This is a genomic window from Formosa sp. Hel1_31_208, from assembly GCF_900104785.1.
Taxonomy (GTDB): Bacteria; Bacteroidota; Bacteroidia; order Flavobacteriales; family Flavobacteriaceae; genus Psychroserpens.
In genome coordinates this window covers 52,446-77,502 of the sequence record NZ_LT629733.1, presented here as the reverse complement: position 1 = coordinate 77,502, position 25,057 = coordinate 52,446, and the positions used below count along the sequence as shown (strand labels likewise).

The 25,057-nt window shown below is 35.3% G+C and carries 19 protein-coding genes; 12 read left to right on the top strand and 7 right to left on the bottom strand.

Going from position 1 to position 25,057, the window contains the following annotated elements; all coding sequences use genetic code 11:
* The first annotated feature begins 18 nt into the window (after nucleotides 1-18).
* Nucleotides 19-348, top strand: a complete 330-nt coding sequence (locus BLT57_RS00315; protein WP_091420658.1) for a hypothetical protein — start codon at nucleotides 19-21, stop codon at nucleotides 346-348.
* Here the strand turns inward: BLT57_RS00315 and BLT57_RS00310 are convergent.
* Nucleotides 345-4,607 carry a GEVED domain-containing protein gene (locus BLT57_RS00310; protein WP_091420654.1) on the bottom strand — a complete coding sequence of 1,421 codons (4,263 nt, stop codon included), beginning with the start codon at nucleotides 4,605-4,607 and terminating at the stop codon, nucleotides 345-347. The genes BLT57_RS00315 and BLT57_RS00310 overlap by 4 nt on opposite strands.
* 264 nt (nucleotides 4,608-4,871) lie before the next feature.
* Entirely contained in the window at nucleotides 4,872-9,260 is a 4,389-nt protein-coding gene (locus BLT57_RS00305; RefSeq protein ID WP_091420651.1) for a GEVED domain-containing protein, read from the bottom strand.
* 204 nt (nucleotides 9,261-9,464) lie between these two features.
* Here BLT57_RS00305 and BLT57_RS00300 point away from each other — a divergent pair, with 204 nt between their 5' ends.
* Genes BLT57_RS00300 through hemL form a run of 3 tightly spaced genes read left to right on the top strand, consistent with a single transcriptional unit; the run spans nucleotide 9,465 to nucleotide 12,437 of the window.
* Nucleotides 9,465-10,355, top strand: a complete 891-nt coding sequence (locus tag BLT57_RS00300; RefSeq protein ID WP_091420648.1) for a 1-aminocyclopropane-1-carboxylate deaminase/D-cysteine desulfhydrase — start codon at nucleotides 9,465-9,467, stop codon at nucleotides 10,353-10,355.
* 5 nt (nucleotides 10,356-10,360) lie between these two features.
* A complete protein-coding gene (locus BLT57_RS00295) occupies nucleotides 10,361-11,149 on the top strand; it encodes a glucosaminidase domain-containing protein (protein WP_091420645.1) in 789 nt (262 codons plus the stop codon).
* Nucleotide 11,150: 1 nt separating this feature from the next.
* Nucleotides 11,151-12,437, top strand: coding sequence for a glutamate-1-semialdehyde 2,1-aminomutase (gene hemL / locus BLT57_RS00290; protein ID WP_091420642.1), 1,287 nt, complete (start codon nucleotides 11,151-11,153; stop codon nucleotides 12,435-12,437).
* A 49-nt stretch (nucleotides 12,438-12,486) separates the two neighbouring features.
* On the opposite strand, the gene BLT57_RS00285 is transcribed toward hemL, so the two are convergent.
* From BLT57_RS00285 to BLT57_RS00275, 3 genes are all read right to left on the bottom strand, one after another.
* Complete coding sequence (locus BLT57_RS00285) at nucleotides 12,487-12,816, bottom strand: hypothetical protein (protein ID WP_157717088.1); 330 nt, start codon at nucleotides 12,814-12,816, stop codon at nucleotides 12,487-12,489.
* 112 nt (nucleotides 12,817-12,928) lie between these two features.
* A complete protein-coding gene (locus tag BLT57_RS00280) occupies nucleotides 12,929-13,363 on the bottom strand; it encodes a hypothetical protein (RefSeq protein ID WP_091420635.1) in 435 nt (144 codons plus the stop codon).
* Nucleotides 13,364-13,456: 93 nt separating this feature from the next.
* Entirely contained in the window at nucleotides 13,457-14,968 is a 1,512-nt protein-coding gene (locus BLT57_RS00275) for a hypothetical protein (protein ID WP_091420632.1), read from the bottom strand.
* 317 nt (nucleotides 14,969-15,285) lie between these two features.
* On the opposite strand from BLT57_RS00275, the gene BLT57_RS00270 reads away from it, so the two are divergent.
* The 8 genes from BLT57_RS00270 to BLT57_RS00235 all read left to right on the top strand — a co-directional run bounded on the left by BLT57_RS00270 (nucleotide 15,286) and on the right by BLT57_RS00235 (nucleotide 20,877).
* Nucleotides 15,286-15,753: a hypothetical protein gene (locus BLT57_RS00270; protein ID WP_091420629.1), complete on the top strand. Its 468-nt coding sequence runs from the start codon at nucleotides 15,286-15,288 to the stop codon at nucleotides 15,751-15,753.
* 33 nt (nucleotides 15,754-15,786) lie between these two features.
* Nucleotides 15,787-16,269 carry a hypothetical protein gene (locus BLT57_RS00265; RefSeq protein WP_091420626.1) on the top strand — a complete coding sequence of 161 codons (483 nt, stop codon included), beginning with the start codon at nucleotides 15,787-15,789 and terminating at the stop codon, nucleotides 16,267-16,269.
* A 70-nt stretch (nucleotides 16,270-16,339) separates the two neighbouring features.
* Nucleotides 16,340-16,603 carry a hypothetical protein gene (locus tag BLT57_RS00260; RefSeq protein ID WP_091420623.1) on the top strand — a complete coding sequence of 88 codons (264 nt, stop codon included), beginning with the start codon at nucleotides 16,340-16,342 and terminating at the stop codon, nucleotides 16,601-16,603.
* 12 nt (nucleotides 16,604-16,615) lie between these two features.
* On the top strand, nucleotides 16,616-17,311 hold the full coding sequence (locus tag BLT57_RS00255; protein ID WP_157717087.1) for a CPBP family intramembrane glutamic endopeptidase: 696 nt from the start codon (nucleotides 16,616-16,618) through the stop codon (nucleotides 17,309-17,311).
* A 5-nt stretch (nucleotides 17,312-17,316) separates the two neighbouring features.
* Complete coding sequence (locus tag BLT57_RS00250; protein ID WP_091420615.1) at nucleotides 17,317-18,603, top strand: DUF2157 domain-containing protein; 1,287 nt, start codon at nucleotides 17,317-17,319, stop codon at nucleotides 18,601-18,603.
* A 4-nt stretch (nucleotides 18,604-18,607) separates the two neighbouring features.
* A complete protein-coding gene (locus tag BLT57_RS00245) occupies nucleotides 18,608-19,165 on the top strand; it encodes a GDYXXLXY domain-containing protein (RefSeq protein ID WP_091420613.1) in 558 nt (185 codons plus the stop codon).
* 49 nt (nucleotides 19,166-19,214) lie between these two features.
* On the top strand, nucleotides 19,215-20,093 hold the full coding sequence (locus BLT57_RS00240) for an alpha/beta hydrolase (RefSeq protein WP_091420608.1): 879 nt from the start codon (nucleotides 19,215-19,217) through the stop codon (nucleotides 20,091-20,093).
* Nucleotides 20,053-20,877 (top strand): alpha/beta hydrolase, encoded by an 825-nt coding sequence (locus BLT57_RS00235; RefSeq protein ID WP_091420604.1) that lies wholly within the window; start codon nucleotides 20,053-20,055, stop codon nucleotides 20,875-20,877. Before BLT57_RS00240 ends, BLT57_RS00235 begins: the two co-directional genes overlap by 41 nt.
* A 77-nt stretch (nucleotides 20,878-20,954) precedes the next feature.
* On the opposite strand, the gene BLT57_RS00230 is transcribed toward BLT57_RS00235, so the two are convergent.
* Nucleotides 20,955-23,444, bottom strand: a complete 2,490-nt coding sequence (locus tag BLT57_RS00230) for a zinc-dependent metalloprotease (RefSeq protein WP_231928732.1) — start codon at nucleotides 23,442-23,444, stop codon at nucleotides 20,955-20,957.
* Between the two features lie 162 nt (nucleotides 23,445-23,606).
* Nucleotides 23,607-24,863, bottom strand: coding sequence for a fibronectin type III domain-containing protein (locus BLT57_RS00225; RefSeq protein ID WP_157717086.1), 1,257 nt, complete (start codon nucleotides 24,861-24,863; stop codon nucleotides 23,607-23,609).
* Nucleotides 24,864-25,057: the final 194 nt, after the last annotated feature.

The window sequence follows — 25,057 nt, the reverse complement described above, 5'->3', positions numbered from 1 at the left end:
TTTTGATTGTAAGATTATATGGTTTTTATTTCTAAATTTTTGGTACCTAAAGGTTATATTGGAATCACCGTATTTCCGTTTGTAATTCTAAAATATCAGTATTTAAAGACGAATCAGAAATTGATTAATCATGAGCGTATTCATTTAAGACAACAATTAGAATTACTTATCATACCCTTTTATGTCTTTTATGGGATAGAATTTATAGTGCGATTAGTCAAACATAGAAATTGGAGACAGGCTTATCAAAATATTTCATTTGAAAAAGAAGCCTATGCAAATGAAAAAGACCTTAATTATCTCGAGTCAAGGCCTTTTTTGAATTTTAAAAAATATATCAATATCTAATGTTTTAAAACTACTTGTTGTGCTTTAGATATACTATTTATTAGAGTAGCTTTCACAATATAGGTGCCATCAGATAAGTTGTGATTTTCTAAAATAAACTCGGATTGATTAATTGATTTTTTATCAAATAATACGCGACCTAATAAATCATATACAATAATTGATTGTATTGGACTTCCATCAGAATTAACTTTGATATATTCATTTTTAGGAGTTATAATCGTCAACCCTGTTCCCGTTTCAATTTCATTAATGCTGAGAGTGTCATCGGTATATCTTAAAATGAATCTATCACTGTAATGGATGCCGTTAGTAACAGAAAACGTATAAGGTGAAGCTCTTAAATCATGCATAGTATTCGTATAGGTGTCTTCTAAATAAATGGTTTGATTTTCATCTGAAAATAAGCCATCTAAACCGCTAATAACAATACTATATGCTCCTGATTCAGGAAGAATGGTGCCTAATGGTACTTGGTCGTTAGCGTCGAAAGGAAGAGCTCTTCCTTGAATGATCATCCCTTCATCACCAATTATAGAATACATATTCAAACTATTGACTTCTCTATTATAGGCATCAAATAATCTATCCTTTTCTTGAGTAGCGCCTTCAATATAGCCAACTAATATATTTGATGCTGTACCATCTGCTGCAATGAGGCTTAGCCAAATTCTGTTGCGGTCAATTGGGTCTGAATTTGAAGCGCTTTCAGTTGAGTTTATGGACGTTCTATAAAATTCAGTATTGCTATGGCTTCTGTCACGCATACTGTTATTGAAAGTGACACTAGCTGTTTCACTATCATTCAAAGCGAGCACAAAAAAGCCTTGACCTGAACCAATTTTACCAGAAAATGATTCATCATTATAAGTGTTTGTTCCAGAAAAATTATAAGTGATATAGTCATTAATATTATAAGAAAGTTCAAAGTCATCATAAAACGAATCAGTAAAAGTACCAATTTGGCTCCCATGAGTCCATATGTGAACTGCCCCTTCAATAATAGAATTGCTCGGGTGCGTTAAAAAAGTTTGAGCATCAAGTGCAGATGGGTAAGGGTTACCGAGTAGATTCCAGTTATCATCAAAATTTGTAACGGTTAATACGTCCACTCCGTAAGGGTTATATGTAAAAGTATTTGCATTATTATTAGTCCCGCTGCTAATAGGTTGGGTAATAACACCATTATTTGGTACTCCGGTAAATACAGCAGTGGCTGTTGAAACGGTAGCGGTATGATTTGAAGGTCCTCTGACGATGTAGCCTTTACCAAGATTCATTGCTCCAGAGTTTAAAGGATTCCAATCACCATAGCATATCGGGATGTTATCAGGTGGAGGTGTAATTAAACCAGTAGGAATAGTAGGTACCCATTCATAAATAAAATTTGTAGGTGTGAAAGCACCGTAAACATTTGAAATATCAAAACCTTGAACAGGACTTGACCAATAGACATAATCTGTTTGCCTAATATCCGTATTTCTATTAAGTATTATATTTCCGCTATTAGGAGCCGAAGGAGTAATTGCTGTTGAACTATCATACACCTGTATCAAACTGGCATCATCTTCAACTGTGAGTACTCCAGTACCTTGGATATCTATAAAATCTTGAATGGTTAGAGAGGATGCAAAGTTATTTGCATCTGTATCTGATGTCAATGTTAAAGAGGCACCAGTTGCAATAGTTAAATTTAAGCCATCACCATTATCATTGTCATAAATTACAGGGTTATTACCAGTAACTGGAATGATTACACAATCTGTTGCAGTCGGTATGGCATCATCAGACCAATTTAATGGTTCCATCCAGTCGTTTGTGGCTTCAGAGCCGTCCCAAATTTTACCTCCAGAAACAACTGCGCTGCCAAGTAGACTTGGTGGTTTTGCAACACAATTTGCGTCAGTAGTGGCTGTTAAAGTATAAGTTGTTGGAGAAGTTGGAGAAACACTAAATACATATGGGGAAGTTGTTATTCCATTTACTGTGGTAGGTGTTGTTCCATCTGTATAGGTTATACTCCAAGGTTGTGTGCCTGTTAAATTCACAGTGATATCAACACTACTCGATCCGCACACTGTCCCAGATCCAGAAATTGTTGCAGTTGGTCCCTCAACGATTTCGAAAATAGTTTCAGTCCTAACTGAAGAATCAATGGAGCAAGCCGCGTAAAATGTATATGTTCCTGGGGTGGCCGAATCCAATAAATCCGAAAGTCCCCCAACAGGATTAAAAGGTGTTCCAGTTCCTATAGGTGTTCCACCCGCAGCATCTGTATACCATTCTAAAACTCCGGCAGTTCCAACAGTTAAACTTCCAGGCCCTGCTACATTCCATGTATAAGACTCAGTTTCTAATGTCCCAGGTCCTCCAAATGCTGTTGTGTAAAGTGTATATGTTATACCAGCTGTTAAATTTGCTGTTAAAATAGCTTCCAGCCCTACGCCAGAATCATCATCTCCAGTAATCCAATCCCAGTTTACGCCTTCTCCAGCGCAAGAACCTGGATTAAAAAGACCACTTGGGTCAGCAACAATATATCCCATAACATCAAAATTAGGAGCGTTTGAAGCAAATGAATAGATCCCACTTGTAGTGACCTGAAAGGTTGTTAGAGTGTAATTTGCAGTGTCACCTGCACCGTCCCAAGCACAGCCATCGGCATCAGAAATAAAGATTAGTGGTTGGATGGCAACATTATCTACAGATGAGTCTAAATTACCATTTATGGTATTAGTATTGGTATTTGCAGTACAAGAAGCTACGGCAGAAATTGTTCCTGTTCCATTTTGACAAATAGTTGCTCCAGTAGTTACCGGAGGTTCAGGTAGTGTTGTGAATGTTTCAGGGCCAATAAAAGCACCTAAATCACCACTACCACAGTCAGATCTAACCCATACATAGTATGTAGTACCTGGTAGGAGTGTTAGAGTTACTGGAGAACTAGGAGAAGTCCCTCCAGGGGCTATTGGTAAATCACTAAAATTAGGTGGAATAGGGTTCGTTGTAACGTAATACAAATAGTCGGTTGGAGCGGATGCCGGAGCGTCCCAGCTTAAATCTGCCGAAGTCGTTGTAATACTTGAGATTACAATATTTGAAGGATCATCTACACAATTTAAAGTTAAGACCTCTAGCGTGTAATCTTCTGCTTCACCTGATGGACCAAAAGGATCAAACGTGCAGGGGTCAACTACTGTTTCCCAATAATCAGCTAAAATCCTCATCCTGTAAGTACCATTTGGAGTTCCTGCAGGAATCACATAACTGTAATTAATGGAGTCAACAAAGGCATTCGATAAATAAATGATTTCACCTGGGCCATTCAATAAAAAGTCTCCATCCCAGTCTATCCATATACCAGCTCCCATTCCTATAAAACCATAGACAAAATCAGCATTAAAATTTATAGTGCCTCCAGCAAAATTAGAAACAATTTGGCTCGTGTTATCAGCATAACCACCAGCGGAATAACCAGAATTATTATTTGTTATATTTGAAACACCTCCAGATGTAGAGAAATCGTCAATATAATTCGCATTACTCGCGCTTGCAGGTGCACAATATCCACTTAGAATGTCAGATACTAAAGAAATATTATCTATTGCAATTGGAGGGTTGCCTCCAATACTGCCATCATTTCGCCATTCAAAAACTAAACGAAATGTAATCCCTGCATAATCAGCAGGAATAGCAAAGGTGCTATTGCCCCATGTATTCTGTCCACTAAAATCACCGCCTATTTGCACTCTGCCTGTTGGTGCAGTTCCTATAGCACCTATTTGATTGCCGTATGTTGGATTAAAAGTAGTAGGAACAGCCCAAACTCGCATCCAATCAAATCCAACTTCAGCAAGCGCTATCCAATCAAAATTTAAGGTTATTGAATTTTCACCTGCAGGAATAGTCACATTTCTATAAAAATGAGATACTCTAGTAACATTATTTGTATATGTATGTGGTGGTGGTGTCGCAGCGGTGTTATTAGTCACATATGCTGCCCGAATACCACTAAAACCAGTTGTTGCACCAGTACTACAAACCCATTGGTTAGTATTTGTGGTTGCTGGGGCGTCAGAGGTCCAGCCATTTGCTACGAAAGTTACACCATTTTCAAATCCTCCGTCTCCAGTTGGATCAATTACAGTGGTTTGAGAATAACTACTGAAATTGGTTATTAAACTCAGTGTGAGGATTAAAACTGGAATTAATGAGTTTTTTCCAATATTAATAGTTCTTATGGGTAGTTTTTTAATCATCTTATCTAAAATTTAAAACATAACTATTAAAGCCATGCGTGTACATGGTTTTAAAAAGGTTCATGAATTATAAGATAGATTAAGGGTGTTTTGGGTTTCAATTTAACCAAAAATATATAATATCATCAAAAATTTAGAGATTTATTTGCTTTTTTGATAAAGCGTTTCCTTTTATTGATAAAAACCGCAGTGCTATTGACTATCATGATTTTAAGAACCAGAATATATAAACCACACTTATATTTTAAGAAGAAAATTTTACTTTTATTGGTTAAGAATTACTTTTTGAACTTTTTCTTTCCCATCTATAAGAGAAGCCTTTACAATATATGCTCCATTAGCCATATGTTTTGTGCTTATAGTATATTCAGATAGATTTACTTCATTTGTATTAAGAACAACCTTTCCTTGTAAGTCGTAAATGATAATATCTGCTATCAAACTTAACTGAGAAGTAACTTTAAGATATTTGCCTTCAGGTGCAATAATTTCAAGTTCGTCAAGTGAACTAACTTCATTTTGCGATAACGTATCATCTGTATATCTTAAAACAAACCGATTGTTAAATTCTCCTGCTTCCGATGAAAATGTATACGGACTTAGTCTTAAGTCATGAATTGCTCCGGTTTGTGTGTCTTCTATGAAAATGTCTTGGTTAGTTGTGTTAAATAGACCGTCAACTTGATTTATAGCTATTGAATAATTTCCATTTTGAGATACGGCAAACCCTAAAGGAACTGTGTCAAGCTCTGCAAATGGTAATGCTCGTCCTTGAATCACCATTTTATTTTCATTGATGAGGGAGTAAAATAACATGCCTGACCCACTAAATTGATCGCCATCATAAAGTCGGTCTTTGTCATTAGTTGCTCCTGAAATATATCCAACAAGCGTTGAAACTGCTTGATTATTGGTATTGATTAAATCTAACCAAATTCTGTTTTTTTCAATATCAGCGGGAGTTTCATCATCTCCAGATGAATCTGTTCTATAAAATTGATTGTTATCGTACACGCCACTTCTCATGGTATTATCAAATAGAAGATTTGATGGGCTCGCAGCGGCATTGTCCATTAAAACAAAGAATGCTTGTCCTGCTCCGATAAACCCGTTAAATCCTGCTGGAGTAGAGCCCGTAATATTATATGCAACATAATCATTAGGATTATAATTATAAACGTAGTCACCATAGAATGGATCAGTAACGGCATTACTAGGTGCTGAAGCGTGAGTCCAAAGGTAAACAGTTCCAGCAATGGCTGGATTAACATCGTCAACGATAATAGCAGCATTGGCTGAAATAAAGTCATCAGCTGAAATTGAAGATGGGAATGGATTTCCAACTAAATTCCAGTTATCATCTATTGCGGTTGCAATTGTAGATCCAGCACCAGGATAATCTACACCATTGTAATTTCCTCTTGAAATAGCCCTATTTATAATGCCATTGCTAGGTCGGCCTGAAAATAATGCAGTATTTGCAGTTGCGGTACCTAATAACCCTCGAATTGCGTAACCTTTACCCGCTATCATGTTCTCCGCAGTAGATTGCCATTCACCATAATTTCCTACGCCATTTCCTATAATGGTTGGCACCCAATTTAATATTAAAGCAGGGTTACTGCTTGGTGACACCCCTAAAACGCCAAAGTTTTCCACTGCTGAGGACCAATAGACATAATCATTAGAAGCCAAACCTGTCACTTCGCGCTCCATATTGATACTGCCGGTATTATTATTCACAGGAACATTAGTCACTTGAACTAAATTTGCACCACTTCGCACATCAAATATACCTGTTGGTTCTACCGTAATCCAATCGGTCACTGTTAACGAAGTCGATGATTCAAGTTCAAGATATCCATCATTTTTAATGATTAAATTTCTGGCAAAAGCTGGACTTGGTGGCAATGGAGGTCCAAGAAGAACAGGGTCAGGCAATGCACCTACATCTTTTACAATGACACAATTGTCACTTGTTGGTATGCCAGAAGGAGACCAGTTATCAGGGTCATTCCATGTAGAAGTACCTTGACTGCCATTCCATATTTTAGTGTTATTATTAATTGTTATATCCTTAGTAATTGTACATCCATTGGATAAGGTTGCATTTGCAGTAAACGTGAATGTTGATTGCTCTAATTGAGTAAGAGTTGGTCTTACATAAACTGATGATGCTGTTGACCCTGGCACATATGGAATTGTTGCCGCCGCATCAGAATAGGCATCAACAGTACCGGTCCATGTAAAAGACGGATTTAAAGGTCTTGAACCATATAACTGAATATTGTCAACTGCTACGCCATCGCTCCATTGGGCGATATAATCTATCGATATTTTTAAATTTGGTTCATTGATGTATGCAGATAAGTCAATATTAATAGTATTGAAACTAGTTCCATAGCCTATGTCATCTGTGTAATCTTGAACTAAGGCCCATGTGGCTCCTCCATTTGTGGAAACATAGATTTCGATAAGGTCAGGATCTATACCGGTGAGATATTTAGAAAAATACATGTCGAAATTTAATGTCAAATCTGTAAATGTAGATGAGTCTACAGTTGGTGATTCCATTGAAGTATATACGAATCCGGTTGCTGGAGCTACATCAGATGTCGCCATAGCAAATTGATTAGTTCCAAAACCAGATGAAATTGCAGGGAACCATACTTGTTGAGATGGCACGAATGTGCTGGTTCGGTTTTGCCATTCCGTGAGACTGTTCTGTATGGGACCATTATCAATAAGGTTTACCACTGAAAACACACCTAATCCTCCACCTTCAAAGTCTTCGTCTATTAGGTACGCCAATTCAATATCTCCTGTTGCTGAAATTTCAATGATATCATCTTCCCCGCATACAACTGGGACGCCAGGTGTTATTGTTAATTCTGTGATTGGATTAACTGTTCCAATTATTTTTAATCGCTTGAGTGATTCACAAGAACCGTCAGATGCTGTTACCCAGAAAATTGTGGTAGTAGCTATGTTGGGGGCGAAAGAACCTGTATTGTTTGAATCTATCAAATTCCCGCCAGTTTCTGCTTCGTATAAATTGAATATTGTAGCGCTAGCGTTCCCAGTTACTTGAAGATTTACAGGGCCTGGTCCACAAGTCGATGCATCGGTGATACTTGTGATTTTTGCAGTGCAACTTTCAACAACTGTAAAGGTGTAGTCTTCAGCTTCGCCGAATCTGTATATATCGTTATTTGGTCCTGGATTATCTACAAAGTCAAATGGTTCGCAGGCAGTGAAGTTATATGAACCTAATTCAATCGCACCTGTACTTGATCTGTAATTATTATTGAACCTAATTCGTATTCTATAATCACCAATGGTTTGATTGGCTGGGATTACGAAGCCGAATGTCGTTGTTGTTGTTAGAATACCTGCAGAATCATAAACAATTTCGGAAGCATCATTATTGAATACACCATCTTTATTCCAATCTACCCATGCCTTATATCTGCCTCTGCCCGTATTAGATCCAACATAGATATTAACGCCTTCACCTTGTGCCTGAACACTATTGGTTAAACTAGTGAAGTCTGAATAACCATTGGATGTTGTAGATGTATTGTTATTGAAATTTGCCACATCGTTTAACGTTCCTATGAACTCGACATCATTAATATATTTTAGGTTGATATTGTTAGTTGTATTTGGAGTGCAATACGTAGAGTTCGTAGTCACGGTATTCCCTGTGAGTGGGTTCACTAAATTGTATTGAGGCCCACCTAAACAAGCACTATTGTATGAAAACACATACAAGTAGTAAATGGTTAATGGGTTTAATCCAGTTGCTGTGAAGGTGGTGTCGCCATCATTATCAACTACCGTATATCCAGCGCCAATGGTATCTCCTATGTTGTAAGCCGCTCCATTTGTTGGATTTGGAGCTGTTGCATTTGTACTAACGACTACAAGATAGTTGTCTGGTGCTGGCGCAGCTGCCGTAAATGAACCATTTATGGTATCTCCTGTAGGCGTCAGATTTAAAACTGTTGGCTGATTAGGAGTTGTGCATGGCGAGAGTAGAATGCCTTGAACGTCTATATCGTCAATAATGAACCCTGGGAAGTTTCCTAAGGAACCATCATTTTCCCAGCCAAAAGCTAAATAGAAAACTTGTCCGTCAAGAACTGAAAGATCTAAATTAGTAACATTTTGTACGGTACTTTGACCTTGGTATACTCCAGGAAGAACAAACCAATTGGCTTGGTCTAAAGAATATAAAACGGTTCCGAAATCAAAACCAGCTTCACCTTCACATATCCAATTAAAATCTAGCGTCAGATTTGTATAATTTGTTGCGTCTATAGGTGTGGTGTGATACACTAATGTCGCTGCATTTCTTGTAGTTCTATATTCTGGGAATGGGGCAGTAGTTACCGGACTATTTTCACTTACGGCCATTGAATAATTACCAGATATAACATTGCATCTAGTATTGTCAAATACCCAGAAAAAGTTGTTGTTTGTTGGGGGTGTTGTTGGGAAAAAACCATTTTGCCAGCTCAAATAAGGGCTAGCTATATTCTCTGCACCTGTAGCTGTTTCAAACCCTTCTGAGAATATAGAAACCTGTGCTCCAACTAATGAATTTACAAAAGTAGTAACAATTATAATTAATAGTAATTTTCTTTTCATATGATTTTGTTTCAGTATAAAACCTCAAGTTTTTAGGCTTGGTCTTAGTAGGAAAAAACGTTATTATACAAAAGATTTGGGTTCGGGATATTAACTCATTGGTTTTCAGTTTATTCAATAAACAGCTACGAGTGAGAAATAAGCCAAGTTAAAAATAGTTTTTTTAGCTTTTTTAGCTGATTAAATGTAATTTTATTCGATAAAATGATACAATTCAAAGACAAAAGGAACTTACATGTTGATAATCAGGTTGATATAAAACCAGAGTATTTAATTCATCCCTATATTTCTGGTAATAAATACCGAAAATTAAAATACAACCTTATTGAAGCAAAACTCTTGGAAAAGCAAGTGCTATTGACCTTTGGTGGGGCGTATTCTAATCATATTGCAGCGGTTGCATCTGCTGGCAAAGAATATGGATTCGAAACCATAGGCATCATTCGTGGCGAAGAACTAGAGAATTCCGACAAGTTAAACTCTACATTGATGTATGCAAAGACTTGTGGTATGCAATTTAAATTTGTGTCAAGAGAAGTCTATAGACACAAAACATCTAAAGGGTTTTTGAAGCAACTCGAAAAAGAGTTTGGAGACTTTTATTTAATTCCGGAAGGAGGTACCAATGATTTGGCTGTGAGAGGTTGCAAAGAAATACTTACTGAAAGGGATAAAACTTATGATTTTATCTGCTGCTCGGTAGGTACAGGAGGTACAATTTCTGGACTGATAAATTCAGCTTTACCACATCAAAAAATTCTTGGGTTTCCGGCCTTAAAAGGTGATTTTTTACAAGAAGAAATTAGTAAATTTGCAACTAATAAAAACTGGGAACTAAATACGAATTATCATTTTGGAGGGTACGCAAAAATTACAACCGAATTAATAGCATTTATTAATGCGTTTAAGCGGTCTAATAATGTGCCTCTGGATCCCATATATACGGGTAAAATGATGTTTGGTATTTACGACTTAATCAAAAAAGGCTATTTTCCGAAGAACTCTAAAATACTAGCCATTCATACGGGTGGACTACTAGGAATAGAAGGGATGAATCAAAGATTAAAACAACAAAATAAGCCATTAATCGTTTAAGATTTATGAAGAAAATTATAGTATTGAGTCTTATGAGTTTAGTGTTGTTTGGTTGTGGTTCTAAAAAAAGAATTGTAACTAAAAAAGAAAAGACCAAACAAAAAACTGAACGCGTTGTAAAAACTACATCGCCAACATCAGAAACTCCTAATAATGCTCCTGCTCTTAATGCTACTGAATTATATATTGCGAATTACAGTGTAATAGCTATGGAGGAAATGCGCAAGTCTAAAATTCCTGCTAGTATAACATTAGCTCAGGGAATTTTAGAGTCTGGATCAGGAAAAGGACGTTTGTCTGTTATGGCAAATAATCATTTCGGAATAAAATGCCATGGTTGGAAAGGGAAAAAAATCTATCATGATGATGATAAGTCTCAGGAATGTTTCAGAAAATATAATCAAGCCAAATTATCTTTTGAAGACCATTCAGAATTTTTAACCTCACGAGGTCGTTATTCTAAGTTGTTTCAGTTGAAGCCTGATGATTATGAAGGTTGGGCAAAAGGGCTTCGTGCTGCAGGCTATGCGACCGACAAGAAATATCCTGAAAAACTAATAAGCCTAGTTGAACGTTATAATCTGGCTAGTTATGACGCCATGGTTTTGGGTGGAAAACCTGAAAACTATGTAAGCGCAGAAACTGTTTCGATGAATCATAAAGTGGTTAAAGGAGATACCTTGTATTCTTTGTCTAAACGATACAAGACAACGGTTGAGGAGCTTAAGCGTTTAAATGATTTAGAAACTAATGACCTGATATTAGGTCAAATTCTTATTATTAAATCTAATTAATATGTTATATCAACGTAGTAGTGCGTTATTTAAGGAAGCAGAACAGGTAATACCAGGCGGTGTAAACTCTCCGGTACGTGCTTTTAAAGCCGTTGGAGGAACACCGCTTTTTGCGAAATCGGCAAAAGGGGCCTATGTGTATGATGAAGATGATAATCGCTATATCGATTATATAAATTCCTGGGGACCTATGATACTGGGTCATGCTTTTGATCCCGTAGTTAATGCAGTTATCGAAAAGGCCAAAAATGGGACATCGTTTGGAATGCCAACAGAGATTGAAACAAAAATCGCAGAATTGGCTGTGTCTATGGTTCCTAATGTAGATAAAATACGATTTGTAAATTCTGGAACAGAAGCCTGCATGAGTGCTGTTCGTTTGGCTCGAGGCTATACAGGAAAAGAAAAAATCATCAAGTTCGCCGGATGTTATCATGGGCATAGTGATTCGTTTTTAATTCAGGCCGGAAGTGGTGCAGTGACATTTGGAAGCCCTAATAGTCCTGGGGTTACTCAGGGGACAGCAAAAGATACTTTATTAGCCAGATATAATGATATCGAAAATGTAAAGGCATTAGTACAAGCCAATAAAGGAGAGATTGCCTGTATTATTATTGAGCCAGTTGCCGGAAATATGGGGTGTATTCCTACTAAACCAAATTTCTTAAAGGATTTAAGAGCACTTTGTTCGACACACAATATCCTTCTTATTTTTGATGAGGTTATGACCGGATTTCGATTAGCTAAAGGTGGTGTGCAAGAGCTTTATAGTGTTGATGCCGATATTTTGTGCTTTGGAAAAGTGATAGGAGGAGGATTGCCTGTGGGTGCGTTTGCGGCTCGAAACGAGATCATGAATCATTTAGCGCCACTTGGGGCTGTTTATCAAGCAGGAACACTTAGTGGAAACCCTCTAGCCATGGCTGCTGGATTGGCCATGCTTAATGCAATTGATTCTGATGACGACTTATTTGAGCGATTGGCAGAAAAAACAGCCTACTTGCATAAAGGATGTGCGGAAGTATTGACAAAACATGGTATTATACATACGATTAATAGAGAAGGTTCAATGATCTCAATACACTTTGCAAAAGATGAGGTGGTGGATTTTGAAAGTGCGGCCAAAGGAAATAATGACACCTTTAAAGCCTTTTTTCATGGTATGCTCAATGAAGGGATCTACATTGCGCCAAGCGCCTTTGAGACTTGGTTTATTTCGGATGCATTAAGCTATGATGATTTAGACGAAACGATAAGAGCAGTAAGTAAGGTGGCCCAGTCTTTATAATCCATAAAAAAAGCGACTATTATGAGTCGCTTTTTTATTTTAATGGTGCTTATCTTTCGCGAAAGTATTCGAGATATTTCACATACTGTTCTTCGGTAAGAATGCTCTTTAATCTCTCGTCAAATACCTTGTTTATTTTTTCTAAACGTTCTGTATTGTCTTTTAAGTTGTTACTTATTTTTTTATAAGCAATTCCATATTCTTGATAGGCCTTGTATACATCTTGCATTTTAGCTTGCTCAAACTTAATCACTTTTCTTAGTTCTTTAGTTTTAGTATTAGCTTCAGCATTGATTTCTAAAGTGTTTTGCCCAATTGCATCTTGAGTGCTAAACATAATTGCGAGGGAAAATAAGCAAAGTGTAATTAATTTTTTCATCGTAGTGGTATTGATATCAATTATTAAGATTTTAAAATTAACGATTTTTATGATAAAAAAAAGCATCGACTTAAAAAATCGATGCTTTCTAATGATTATAAAATTTTAAAAATTATTGTTTTTCTTTCATTCTACGTTTTTTATTACCCATTTGCGAACGTCTTTCTTGCATTTTTTCATACTTCACGTATTGCTCGTTAGTTAGGATAGATTTCATTTTTTGTTTCATCGCAATTTGTTCATCTAATCTATCATTCATCATTTTAACTCGCTCTTCTTTAGTGAGTTCTTTTTTTGCTCCTCGTTTTTTGGGTCTGTTAGTTGCTTGCTCTAAAAAAAGTGTTTTTACCTGTGCTTGTTGTTTATCGTTTAAATCTAAAGCTAAGGTCATTTTTTTTGTGCTAATTGTGGCCAACTCTTCGGGCGACATGTCTTTCATCATTTGTCTGCCTTCCTTTTTGCTGGCTCTTTGCATTTCTTGAGGTTTGTCCTGCGCAACGGCTTGTAATGTTATAAATGCCATGGCTACTAATATTAATTTTTTCATAATGTTTTTAATTTAATATTTTACGTTTTTAATTGATATTCCTTTGACTGTTATAGCTTAAATTAGTTTAAACCCCGTTAGGTGTTTTAACTTCTAATTAACAGTTTGCGCCTTTTTTACCAATTCTAATGTTGTTTCATAAAGTGGTTTAGCTTCCATTTTACTCTTTAGCCAAGCATAAAAACTCATGACAAAAATATCTTCTTGTTTTTCATCTACCCAGTCAAAGGCGCCTTCTACTTTAGTTTTAAAATTTTCAGATCTAATTTCTTCTGGCTTTTTAAAATAAAACTCAATTAAATTTATAAAAATAATTGCTCTTTCTTGCTTAATTTGTTGCAAATAATTGAAATATGAACGCTTGAAACTCAGTAGCCTAGATTCTACTAAGTTAAATTCTCCTAATTCCAAATACAGAATAATTTCGGCTATATTTTTTTTAATGACCCATTCCTTACCTGCTTTTTCGATGTAATAATTGTCTGTATGGTAGAATTTTGAAAAAATACTTTTAGCACTTTTAAAATCTGACTTTTGAATATAAAACATGACCAAAGCTAGATGAATGTCTAGGAGTGATTCAATATCGGAGTGTTTAGTATGCTTTACCGACTCAAGAAGATTAATAGCATCGTCTTGTTTGTTGAGGTAGTTGTTGTTAAGCGCACAAAGTAGATCGTGTTTAAGCTTAAAACTTGATAAGTACTTATGCCGTTGCTGTTTCATTAATGACGACATGATATCTAAATATTGTAGCGACTGATCGAATTTTTTATTTCTGAACAACGTATTCGCAATCATATATACCACTTGGATGTGATATACGAGCTGTTTCTCTTTAGTTTTATGATCTTTTAGATTTTGATAGGTGTCTATTAAGAAAGGTTCGATTTTCAAATAGTCATTGGTAACAAAAGCCGATAAACTCACAATGGTTATTAACTGATATAGGGATTTGAAAGATAGAGATTCTGAAATATCGATCTTGTGTTCCTCTAAGGCATTGTTAAGTATTGTTTCAAAATCTAGTACTTTTCCTTTATAGGTCATATCGCTTAAGGTGCGACGTATTTTTGCATAGACAAGGTTTAATTCCTCTTCAATATAATGTTGTTTTTGATTATTTCGGAAATTGGATATCAAGTCATCAAGATCAATGGATGGATGCAGATAGGCATATTGAATTTTGGTGTGATATATTTCATTCAGAATAGGAAATAACTGATGTTCATGCGCTAAATTTTCAGCTTTATCGAGAATTTGATATGCTATCTTAGGTTGTTTATGAATGAGAAAGGTTCTAGAGGCTAATATGTATTTAATAATTTGCATATCGATAGAATTCTCTTCTTCCAAATTGATATTCGCTATAAAATCGATAAGCGATTGATACAAGCGTTTTCTTAAAGCATGATACGCCACTTTATTGTCGCTGCTGTATAGTGTCTTACAAATGTCTTTTGAGTTTAATTCATTGCATACTAAAAGTTTAAACAATTGGATGTTTTTAGTATCGCTTCGTTTGTTTTTTCTTTCTAAAAACTGAATAAAACGTTGCTCGTCTTCCGTAGATAAGGTCGCCACAATAGCATTTAAATCGGTCATTAAATCGTCAGTTAAATATTAATATTAATAGTAAAAGTAATATTTATAATGTGATTATTATAAAATATATCGTCAGTTATAATTGCAACTTGTATTTTTTTGAGGACCTATCTGTTGCAACTTTGTACCATAATCAACAAAACAAAAGGACATGCAAATTCAACAAGTTATTAAAACCACCGCTTTTATAATTGCGATAAGTGCAGTGGTTATATTTTCAAAACAGATTCAGAACCAGATCGTAAGTAGTTATAATCATTGCGTTGGGGAGCTATCTAACAGAACCTTGGCTAGTAATAATTTGTCAGGTTTCTAAGATGAAACTTAAGCAAGTCAATACCGCCTTTATTATCACGACTGCAGTTTCTGTAGTGGTGTTTATTTATTTGGTGTTTTTAGGATATGACGAAATCAAAACAGTAAAAGATGTCATTAAAATTATTGCATCTATTTTATTTCCAATTCCAATGTTGTTTTTTGTGCGTTTCGTGCTTATAGAACATTTTTTGCCTCAAAACACCGACGAATATAAACGCAAAAACCAAAGGCCAGCGACTATCTTACTCATATTAAGTGTACTCATAGGTGTTCTTAGTATGCAATTTGTAGAATGGATGTCAGGTCAGAAATTAGAAGATCATCTCATTTTTGCTCATTTGATTAACTCCACTACCATAAGTAGTTATGTACTTAATTATATTTTATACAACAATTTAAAAGTCAACGGAGTTTTAAGCGGTGTGTTGCTTTCATTAGCTATTCATGTGTTTTTTCTAACCGCGTAACTCATTTATGTCAAATCATTAAAACTTAAAATTATGAATCCAATTATGCAACCTCCAAAACCTAGAACAAATTCGAACAAACGAGAACTGTTATTTACATTTCAGTCCATTATTGTCACAGGCTTGCTAGCCTTTACGGCAATTGCATTCTTCTTTTATTATGATTTATCCATAGTTAAAGGTATTAAGGTTATTTTTGCCCCTTTTTTATCGGTAGTACCTTTGTTATTCATCTTATCAATTCTCAGAGATTTACGCGATGGTTTCAAGGAAGGCAATTATACAAAAGATGAGATTATTAAGTTTTGCCTCATTACTCTGGGTATCACTGCGACATTCACAGGGATTACTTTTTTACTCTCAAAAATTGATGCTTTGGAAATATTATTGGCGGCTATCATGGCGATTTTAAGTACCGTGTTCTTTTTGAAAAGTAAGATTAAAGATATTCTGGGCATGAGCATTGTAACAGGTATTGCCGAAGGTATTATTGTCTATATGATCTTTTTGTTTTGATGATGGGTCCTATACCCAAGACCTTTCAGGTGTTAAAGCCTGAGGGTTTTAACTTTTAAAATGTATTAAAATGAAAGATTCTTATAAATTTTGGACCTTAATATGTTCAGGCTTTTTGACTTTAATCATGGCAGCTACATTGTCAAGTGCGTCTGCAGAAGCAAGTATGATGTTTATGATAACGGTGCCGTTTTTTATGACTTTAGGTGTGGTTTTTGCTTTTGCATACCGATTTATTTCAAAAAAAATAAACGACATGGATGTTAAAGAAATCACCTTTGCTATTCTATTGTTTTTTATGATTGCGTTTAACTTTTTGGCTTATCCGTTTTAAATAATGCATTATATGAAAACAAGACTTACTTCATATCTAACTAACTTCTCAAACATTAGTTTAACACGACCTATTTCAGACAAAGTACGCGTCTTAGAAATTTTAGGAGTGGTTCTTACAGGTGCCGGGAAATTTATCTTTATGGATTATCTCAATTGGCGATTGCCTTTTGTTGTTGTTACTATTTTGGCTTGGACTGGTTATGTTTTATATCGTTATAAAAAGGACCATCAAGTCCTAAAAGATTGGGGGTTTCAAAGAGATAATTTTAGAGAGGCCTTAAAGCTGATGCTTCCTTTTTCTAGCATTTCAGTAATAATATTTATTATAATAGGCTATCTGCAGGGAACACTTAGTGCTTCGTGGCACATTCTGCCATTATTACTAACGTATCCTATATGGGGAACCATTCAACAATTTCTAACCATAGGATTGGTGGCAGGTAATCTCAGTACAATGAAATCCATTACCCTAAAGAAAACGAGCGTAATTTTAATTACTGCAATTCTCTTTTCACTGGTGCATTATCCTTCCATATGGTTGTTAGTTGGAACTTTTATACTAGCTTTAGTCTATGGATTTTTTTATCTCAAATCTAAAAACCTTTATGTGTTAGGCTTATTGCATGGTTGGTTGGGAGCTTTGTTTTATTATACCGTAGTAAATCAAGATCCGTTTGCAGATGTATTTCTAAACTATTTAAATTAAGAATTATGAATTCTAAAATTATAAAGGAATTACCAGCTTTGATAAAACATGAAGTGATCTCTAAAGAGGTAGCTTCAAAAATAGAACAGTATTACCAAGAGCAAAAAATTGATACACCTAATCGTTTGTTTACGATATTTGGTGTATTAGGTGCTTTATTAGTGGGCTTGGGAATTATTCTAATTCTCGCTCATAATTGGGATAACTTCAGCAGACTAATAAAAACGGTGTTTGCATTTTCACCATTGGTTATTGGACAAATACTAGTGTCTTTTTCTATACTGAAAAAGAAGAGTAAAACATGGAAAGAAGCCTCGGGCACATTCTTATTTTGCGCCATAGGTTCGAGTATTGCATTGGTGAGTCAAATTTATAATATACCAGGAAACTTAGGTGATTATGTCTTAACATGGATTGTGCTGAGTTTGCCATTGGTGTATCTCCTCAAATCAAATGCCTTAGCTATTTTAAATATGATTCTCATAACCTTTTATGCTATAGAATTAGGGTATAGCTTTTCTGGTGTTGAGAATACTCCCTGGTTGTATCTTGTTTTGATAGTACTGCTGTTTCCGCATTATTGGCAACTGTTAAAGCATCAAAATGGCGCTAATATCACTTCTGTTTTTAATTGGCTCTTTCCTTTGAGCATTACAATTGTACTCGGAACCTTTGTTAATGATATCTCCGAGCTTGGATTTTTAATGTATGTATTGCTATTTAGTCTTCTTTATAACCTCGGAAAAATACCATTCTTTGACGAACAAAAATTAAGACGTAACGGGTATGTGATTTTTGGGTCTTTAGGACTTATAATTATGCTTCTTATTATGAGTTTTGATGACTTTTGGTTCATCGAGTATTTTTTCTTGAATGCTCAAGAAAACTATGTGTCTGCCGTTTTATTAGTTCTAAATGTATTTGTGGTACTCCATTCTTATTCTAAAAAGTGGATTAAAGGATTTAATCTCTTTCAATTTGTGTTTATCATTTTTACGGCTATATACCTGTTAGGGTTAAACGTATCATTTGTTGGAACCATATTGGTCAATCTGATCATCTTAGCATTGGGAATTACTACCATTAAAATTGGAGCTGATAAATTCCATTTTGGAATTTTAAATTACGGACTTCTCATCATTACAGCTTTGGTGACCTGCCGGTTTTTCGATACCAATATGAGTTTTGTGATTAGAGGATTATTGTTTGTTATAATAGGTGTTGGCTTTTTCCTCACCAATTATTTCATGCTTAAAAAACAGAAAACGAATGCGTCATCACTAAAAAACTAATCTTATGAAAACCATATATATATATATCTTGTTTATCATTTTAGCTATCGCACAAGTAGCTGTTCCAACCCAAATGATTTTACATCGAGAGTCAATTTTAAAAACAGGAAAAGCATACAAGTTTAAAACAGAACCTATTGATCCTGCAGATCCTTTTAAAGGGAAGTATATTTTTCTGAATTATGATAATGAACGTGTTAAAGCGCAGAATGAAAATTGGCAACGACATCAAGAGGTTTACATTACCATAATCGAAGATAGTTTGGGGTTTGCAAAACCAATATTGGCAAGTATAGATCAGCCTAAAACAGGACCATATGTTAAGGCTAAAGTTAACTATTACTCTGCGCATGATAAGTCATTAGATTTTAGATATCCATTCAGTGAATTTTATATGAATGAGCATAAAGCTTATGATGCTGAACTAGCCTATCGTGATTCACAGCGCGATTCTGTACCAAACAACACCTATGCCTTGGTGTTTGTAAAAAATGGTGAAGCCGTTTTAGACAACGTTTTCATTAATGATATTCCTATTGCGACCTATGTAGAAAAAGACTAGAGCCAGTGCGTTCTAAATTTTTGCTATCTTGTTGCAACAAAATCTTGTTATGCCATATTGGTTGTCTATAGTAATTACGGTCCTTGCCATTTATATTGCAATTAGTATAGCATTATACTATTTGCAAGATTATGTCTTATTCAAACCTGAAAAGCTTCCTGCAGATTTTCAATTTGATTATGAGCATCAAGTCACAAAAGAATATAACCTTGAAACTCGTGATGGTGCTGTTATTAACGGATTGCGTTTTTACCCTAAAGGTGAAAGTAAAGGCGTTGTGTTGTATCTCAAAGGAAATTCTAAAAGCATAAAAGGTTGGGGTAAATTCGCTGTAGATTTCACTAGACATGGTTATAATGTGGTTATGGTTGATTATCGTGGCTTCGGAAAAAGTACAGGCAGGCGTTCGCAAAAAGCCATAAAACGAGACTTACAATTGGTGTATAATAAATTAAAGGAGCAAACCAATGAAGATCGTATTATTCTTTATGGAAGATCATTAGGTTCTGGTTTTGCGGCAAAACTAGCATCTATGAATAATCCAAAAATGCTTATTCTTGATGCACCTTATTATAGCCTGACTAAGGTCACCGCACGCTATATGCCATTTATGCCATTATCATTACTCATGAAATATCCATTGCCAACATATAAGTGGTTGCGATATGCACGTTGCCCAATACATATTATTCATGGTACAAATGACAAGTTGATCCCTTATAAATCAAGTGTTAAATTGTCTAAGGTCAATCCAAATCTTACTAAAATTCACACTGTTATAGGTGGTGGACATAAAAATCTCAATAATTTTGAATCCTATCACAGTATGTTAGAAGATATATTGCATAGCAAACCTAAAACTATTGATCTAGAAAATACAAGTATTAATGTCATCCACTCCTCAAAACTCAATAAAAAGAAAGTTTAAAACAGTTTTTAAAGTTTTTTTAGTTCTCTATATCATGATAGGTGCCTCACTTTATTTTTTGCAGGAAAAACTGATGTTTTTCCCAACAACATTGCCTCAGGATTATGAATATGAGTTCGCTTATCCTTTTCAAGAATTATTTCTACAACCTGAAGAGAATGTGCGTATCAATGCCATTCATTTTAAAGCCGAATCACCTAAAGGTGTGATTTTGTATTTTCACGGCAATGCAGGTGATTTAAGTCGGTGGGGGAAAATTACAGAATATTTTGTGGCGAAAAACTACGATGTTTTAGTGATGGATTATCGTACTTATGGAAAGAGTGAAGGTAAGCTGAGTGAGCAAGCGCTTTATAATGATGCGCAGTATTGTTACGATTATTTGCTAAATCAGTATGCTGAAACTGACATCACCTTATATGGGAGATCTTTAGGAACAGGTATTGCTAATTATTTGGCAGCGAAAAATGACCCGAAACAACTCATTTTAGAAACGCCTTATTATAGTATACTGGATGTGGCCCAACATCGTTTTTCAATATTTCCAATAAAATCACTGCTTAAATACGAATTTCCATCGCATGACTATATCAAGAAAGTGACATGTCCAATTGTGATGTTTCATGGGACTGATGATCAAGTGGTTCCATTTAGTTCGGGGGAAAAGTTAAAAAATGTTGCCCCAATTCAAAGTACTATTTTAGTGACTGTTGAAGGTGGAGGCCATAATAATCTTATTGAATTTAAAGCTTATACCAAGTTTATTGATAAGCTTTTAAAGTAAAGCTGCTAACAGATATTATAAAAAAAAGGCTTCAAAGTAATTTGAAGCCTTTTATAGGAGAATAATCTTAAGACGATTTAATTCTTTGGATCTAAAATATTATTTACGCGCTCTATGGCGTCAGCAATATGAATTCTACTCATAGCATCACCACCACGTGCCGCTCTTAATGAGCTACGTAATGATTTTAATTCTGCTCTAACAACAGCTCTAATATCTGATTGGCTCACATTTACAGAGGTTCCTCCGAAGAATCTTCTAAATGCAGCAGGAATATTTTGCTCTTCTGTCATAATAAATTCCATACGCTCAATATATGCACGTTGTAAATTACGTCTGTATATATCAATTTTCTTGCCGGTACGTAATTCACTAAACAGTCCACGACGTAAATCTTTCATCATATCGTACATGCCATAGGCATCACTTCCATTGATTGTTTCGTTTTCCAGCATACGAGCCATTCTTCCAAAATCTAACATGTTATTAAGAGTTCTAGATTGAATACCTCTTACACGCTCAACGCTACCAGCGCTTTCAATTTTATTAAAGATATTAGTGTCTAACATCCATGATGGTGTTGAAAACAATTGGTCTTGAATAAACTTCATTGCTTTTTTCTGATGATCTTTTGGTACATGAGTATAGACAGCACCTTCTTGATCATAAGTTTTATAATGCTCATAAACTCCACCGATATTAGAGGCAACATGACCCATATATCTATTAAATTGTCCAAGAACTTGGCCATACATAGTTTCTAAGTCATCATAATTTTTACCGTCTTCAGCTGTCCATTCTATTAAATTAGGTACTATGCGTTTCAAGTTTTTAATACCGTATTCTGATGCCAAAACTGCATCATCTCCTAAGTCTTCAGTTTGAGAACTAGGATCAATTACACCAAATTGTTGTCTTCCAAACCTGTACATTGGGTCACCTGCATGCTCTAAAATCCAACTATCTAAAGTTTTCTTTTCATCTGCTGCAGTCTCAGCGTCTAAAATAGGTCTGTATCCCCAATTAATAGCATACTTGTCATAAATACCAATATTAGGCATTAGAGCTACGCCTTCGTCACCTGGTTGAGCTACGTAATTAAAACGTGCATAGTCCATAATTGAAGGTGCGGTTCCATTTATTCTAGTGAATTCAGGATCTCTTAATTTTTCAACTGGATAAGCAACACTACTTCCCATGTTATGAGGTAGGCCTAGCGTATGTCCAACTTCATGCGCAGATACGAAACGTATTAAACGTCCCATAACTTCATCTTTAAAAGCGACGCTTCTTGCATCTGGATTAATGGCAGCAGTTTGTACAAAATACCAGTTGCGTAATAAGGTCATGACATTATGATACCAGTTAATATCACTTTCAAGAATTTCTCCAGAACGCGGATCACTTACGTGAGGTCCGTTAGCATTTGGTATTGGTGATGCCAAATAACGCACTACAGAGTATCGTGCATCTTCAGGTGACCATTCTGGGTCTTCTTCTTTCGTAGGAGGGTCTTTAGCAATAATAGCGTCTTTGAAGCCTGCTGCTTCAAAAGCAACTTGCCAATCTTCAATACCTTGTTTGATATACTTTCTCCATTGTTCTGGAGTTGCTCTGTCTATATAATAAACGATTTGTTTTTTAGGGACTACTAATTCTCCTCTTTTAAACTTCTCAATATCTTCATCTCTTACTTCTAATCTCCAACGATCTAAGTAGCGTAAGGTTTTGCTTTCTTGTGCATCTAAACCGTAATCAACTTGTCCTCTAGCAAACCATCCAACACGCTGGTCAAACATTCTGCGTTTCATAGGTACTTTAGGTAACAGAATCATTGAGTTGTTAATCTCTAAAGTAATCGCTCCAGTGTTAGAATTTGAAGGTGGATTACCAGCCGAATAAGTCTTTACTGTACGAGACTCAATATTTGTTGGGTATGATTTAATGCTTTCTATGTATGAAAGTTGGCCGTCTAAACGTGTAATTCTGTATTGCTGTCTTCTACGTTGTGGAAAACCTAAAGGTTTTACATCTTTAGAAAACAAGTCTGTAACGTCAATTACGATGTTCAAAGAGTCTTTACTAAATGCCTTAATAGGAAAAGTTGCAATAACAGGTTCAAAATTGGAGTTTGTTACTGCCTCACTTACAGGAAGAGAGTCTGCGGCAACAACTTGATGAGAGACCATACGCAAAAGTATTTTTTTGTCTTTCTTTTGCCAGCGCAATACTTGCTCGCTCAATTTTCCACCGCCAAAGCCTAAGCCATTAGCTGTTTTGGAGATACGAGTTACCATTAACATTTCCCTATCAAAAAGACTGTCAGGGATTTCATAGTAATGTTTGTCATCAACTTGGTGTACTGTAAAAAGGCCAACATCGCTTTTAGCGTCTTTAGTGATAACTTTGTTATAAGGTTTTGGATCGTTTTTTCCAGGCTTTTTTGCTGGTGGTTTGGCAGCTGTAGTTGCTGCTTTTGCTTTACTTGCTTTTTTTGCTGTGGAGCATGAAACAGCAAAAAAAAGTAACGAGACTACCAGAAGTAGTTTAAATGATAAGTGTTTCAATGTAGTTGATTTTTAAATTAGTCACCTAAAATAAGAAATATGCTACACCGATAAAAAAGATACTTTGGTTTTAATACTATTTTAACGTAATAAATCAAGTTTGTTAAAACAAAAAGAGAACCATTAATCTATGGTTCTCTTTTTAATATGTAGGAATTAATTTTATTCCAGTGTGTTTAAGTAGTCAAGAATTAGGTCAACACCTTCTTCATGAATAATAGTCGTTCCAATTAATGGCATACTAAAACCCTGACTATAAAAAGACATTCTATTGATAATACTATTTCTTCTATTTTGAATATTTGATTCGGAAAGGGATCTTTCAAAGTCTAATCTCAATGTAGATTGAATTTCGCAATATCCACCTTCAATATGGCAGTGTGCACAATTGACATCAAAGTACGCCCTTGCCCTTTCTTCTAAAGTATAATTCACAGCATCGTCCCACTTTGGTAATATGCTAACTGTTGAAGGGTCTGATAAACCTTCTAGAAGGTTATTGTCAATTAAACTTTGTAATTGATTACTACCGTCAACACTAAAATTGAGGGTTCTCATTTTTGGTCCAATTGGTGTTTTATCTGTATTTATTCTATGACAGGTGAAACAATCTGTATCTGATGGAATTGCATAATTGATACTATTCGATAATCCCTCGGAATCAATCCATGTGACCGGTACAATACTTCCATTTAAATCTAGAACAGCCTCAGTTTGAGCTTCGTTCCATTTATAGTCACCTGTTTCCCAAGAGCCATTAATTTTAATAAGAATTCTAGTTTCTATGATGTGAGTTCCTAATGATAAGTCACGTTCATCATTGTTATAGTAAAACGTTTTTGCAATAAGGGAATTATCAGGAAATAATGGTAACCCTTCTCCGTCATAGGTTAGTTTTTCACCAGGAGGTAATACGATAAAACGTTGTTTGTGGGCATAATCTGAAAACAGTCTGGTATTAAGATCGTATTCAAAAGCATAAGGCGTTACCTCTAAATTTCCAAGGTTTCCGACAAACAGATTCATTTCAGACATGTTTGTTCTAAACTCAGGGATAACGTTTGGAGCTAGTGTTGTGAAGCTATAAACATCGGTGTATAGGCTCACATTAGTCGCTGAACAGATGGTTTGGATATAAACATCATAAGTTGTATTCGCCTCTAAGCCAGTAAGTTCTGCTGTGGTATTGGTTTCAGAAAGCGTAGTTCCTGTGCCCAGAATAAATCCGGAAGTACCGTATTCTAACGTATATAAAGCCGTTGTATTCGCTTCTTCCCATGTGATCGTTGCAGAGTTATTGGTAATGGAATTAGAGGTCACGTTAGTAACGCTATTGCAAGCTGCAACTAAATCGTCATCATTACTACATGAAAACACTAAGAACACTGCTAGAATTGAAAGATAGGTTTGTTTTAACATTTGGGTTAAAATTTGAGATTAATAGCTGATAGCGAATGTAATAAAAATCTTTTTTAACAAAAATTTAATTCGATATGAAGTTGTTTTTTTCCTTTTAAAAAGAGTAATTTAAAGTCATTCAAAATTATATGGACCAGCTTATGTGTATCACCCTGATGGGTTGTAATGGCAGTAAATGACGACCGAGATTACAT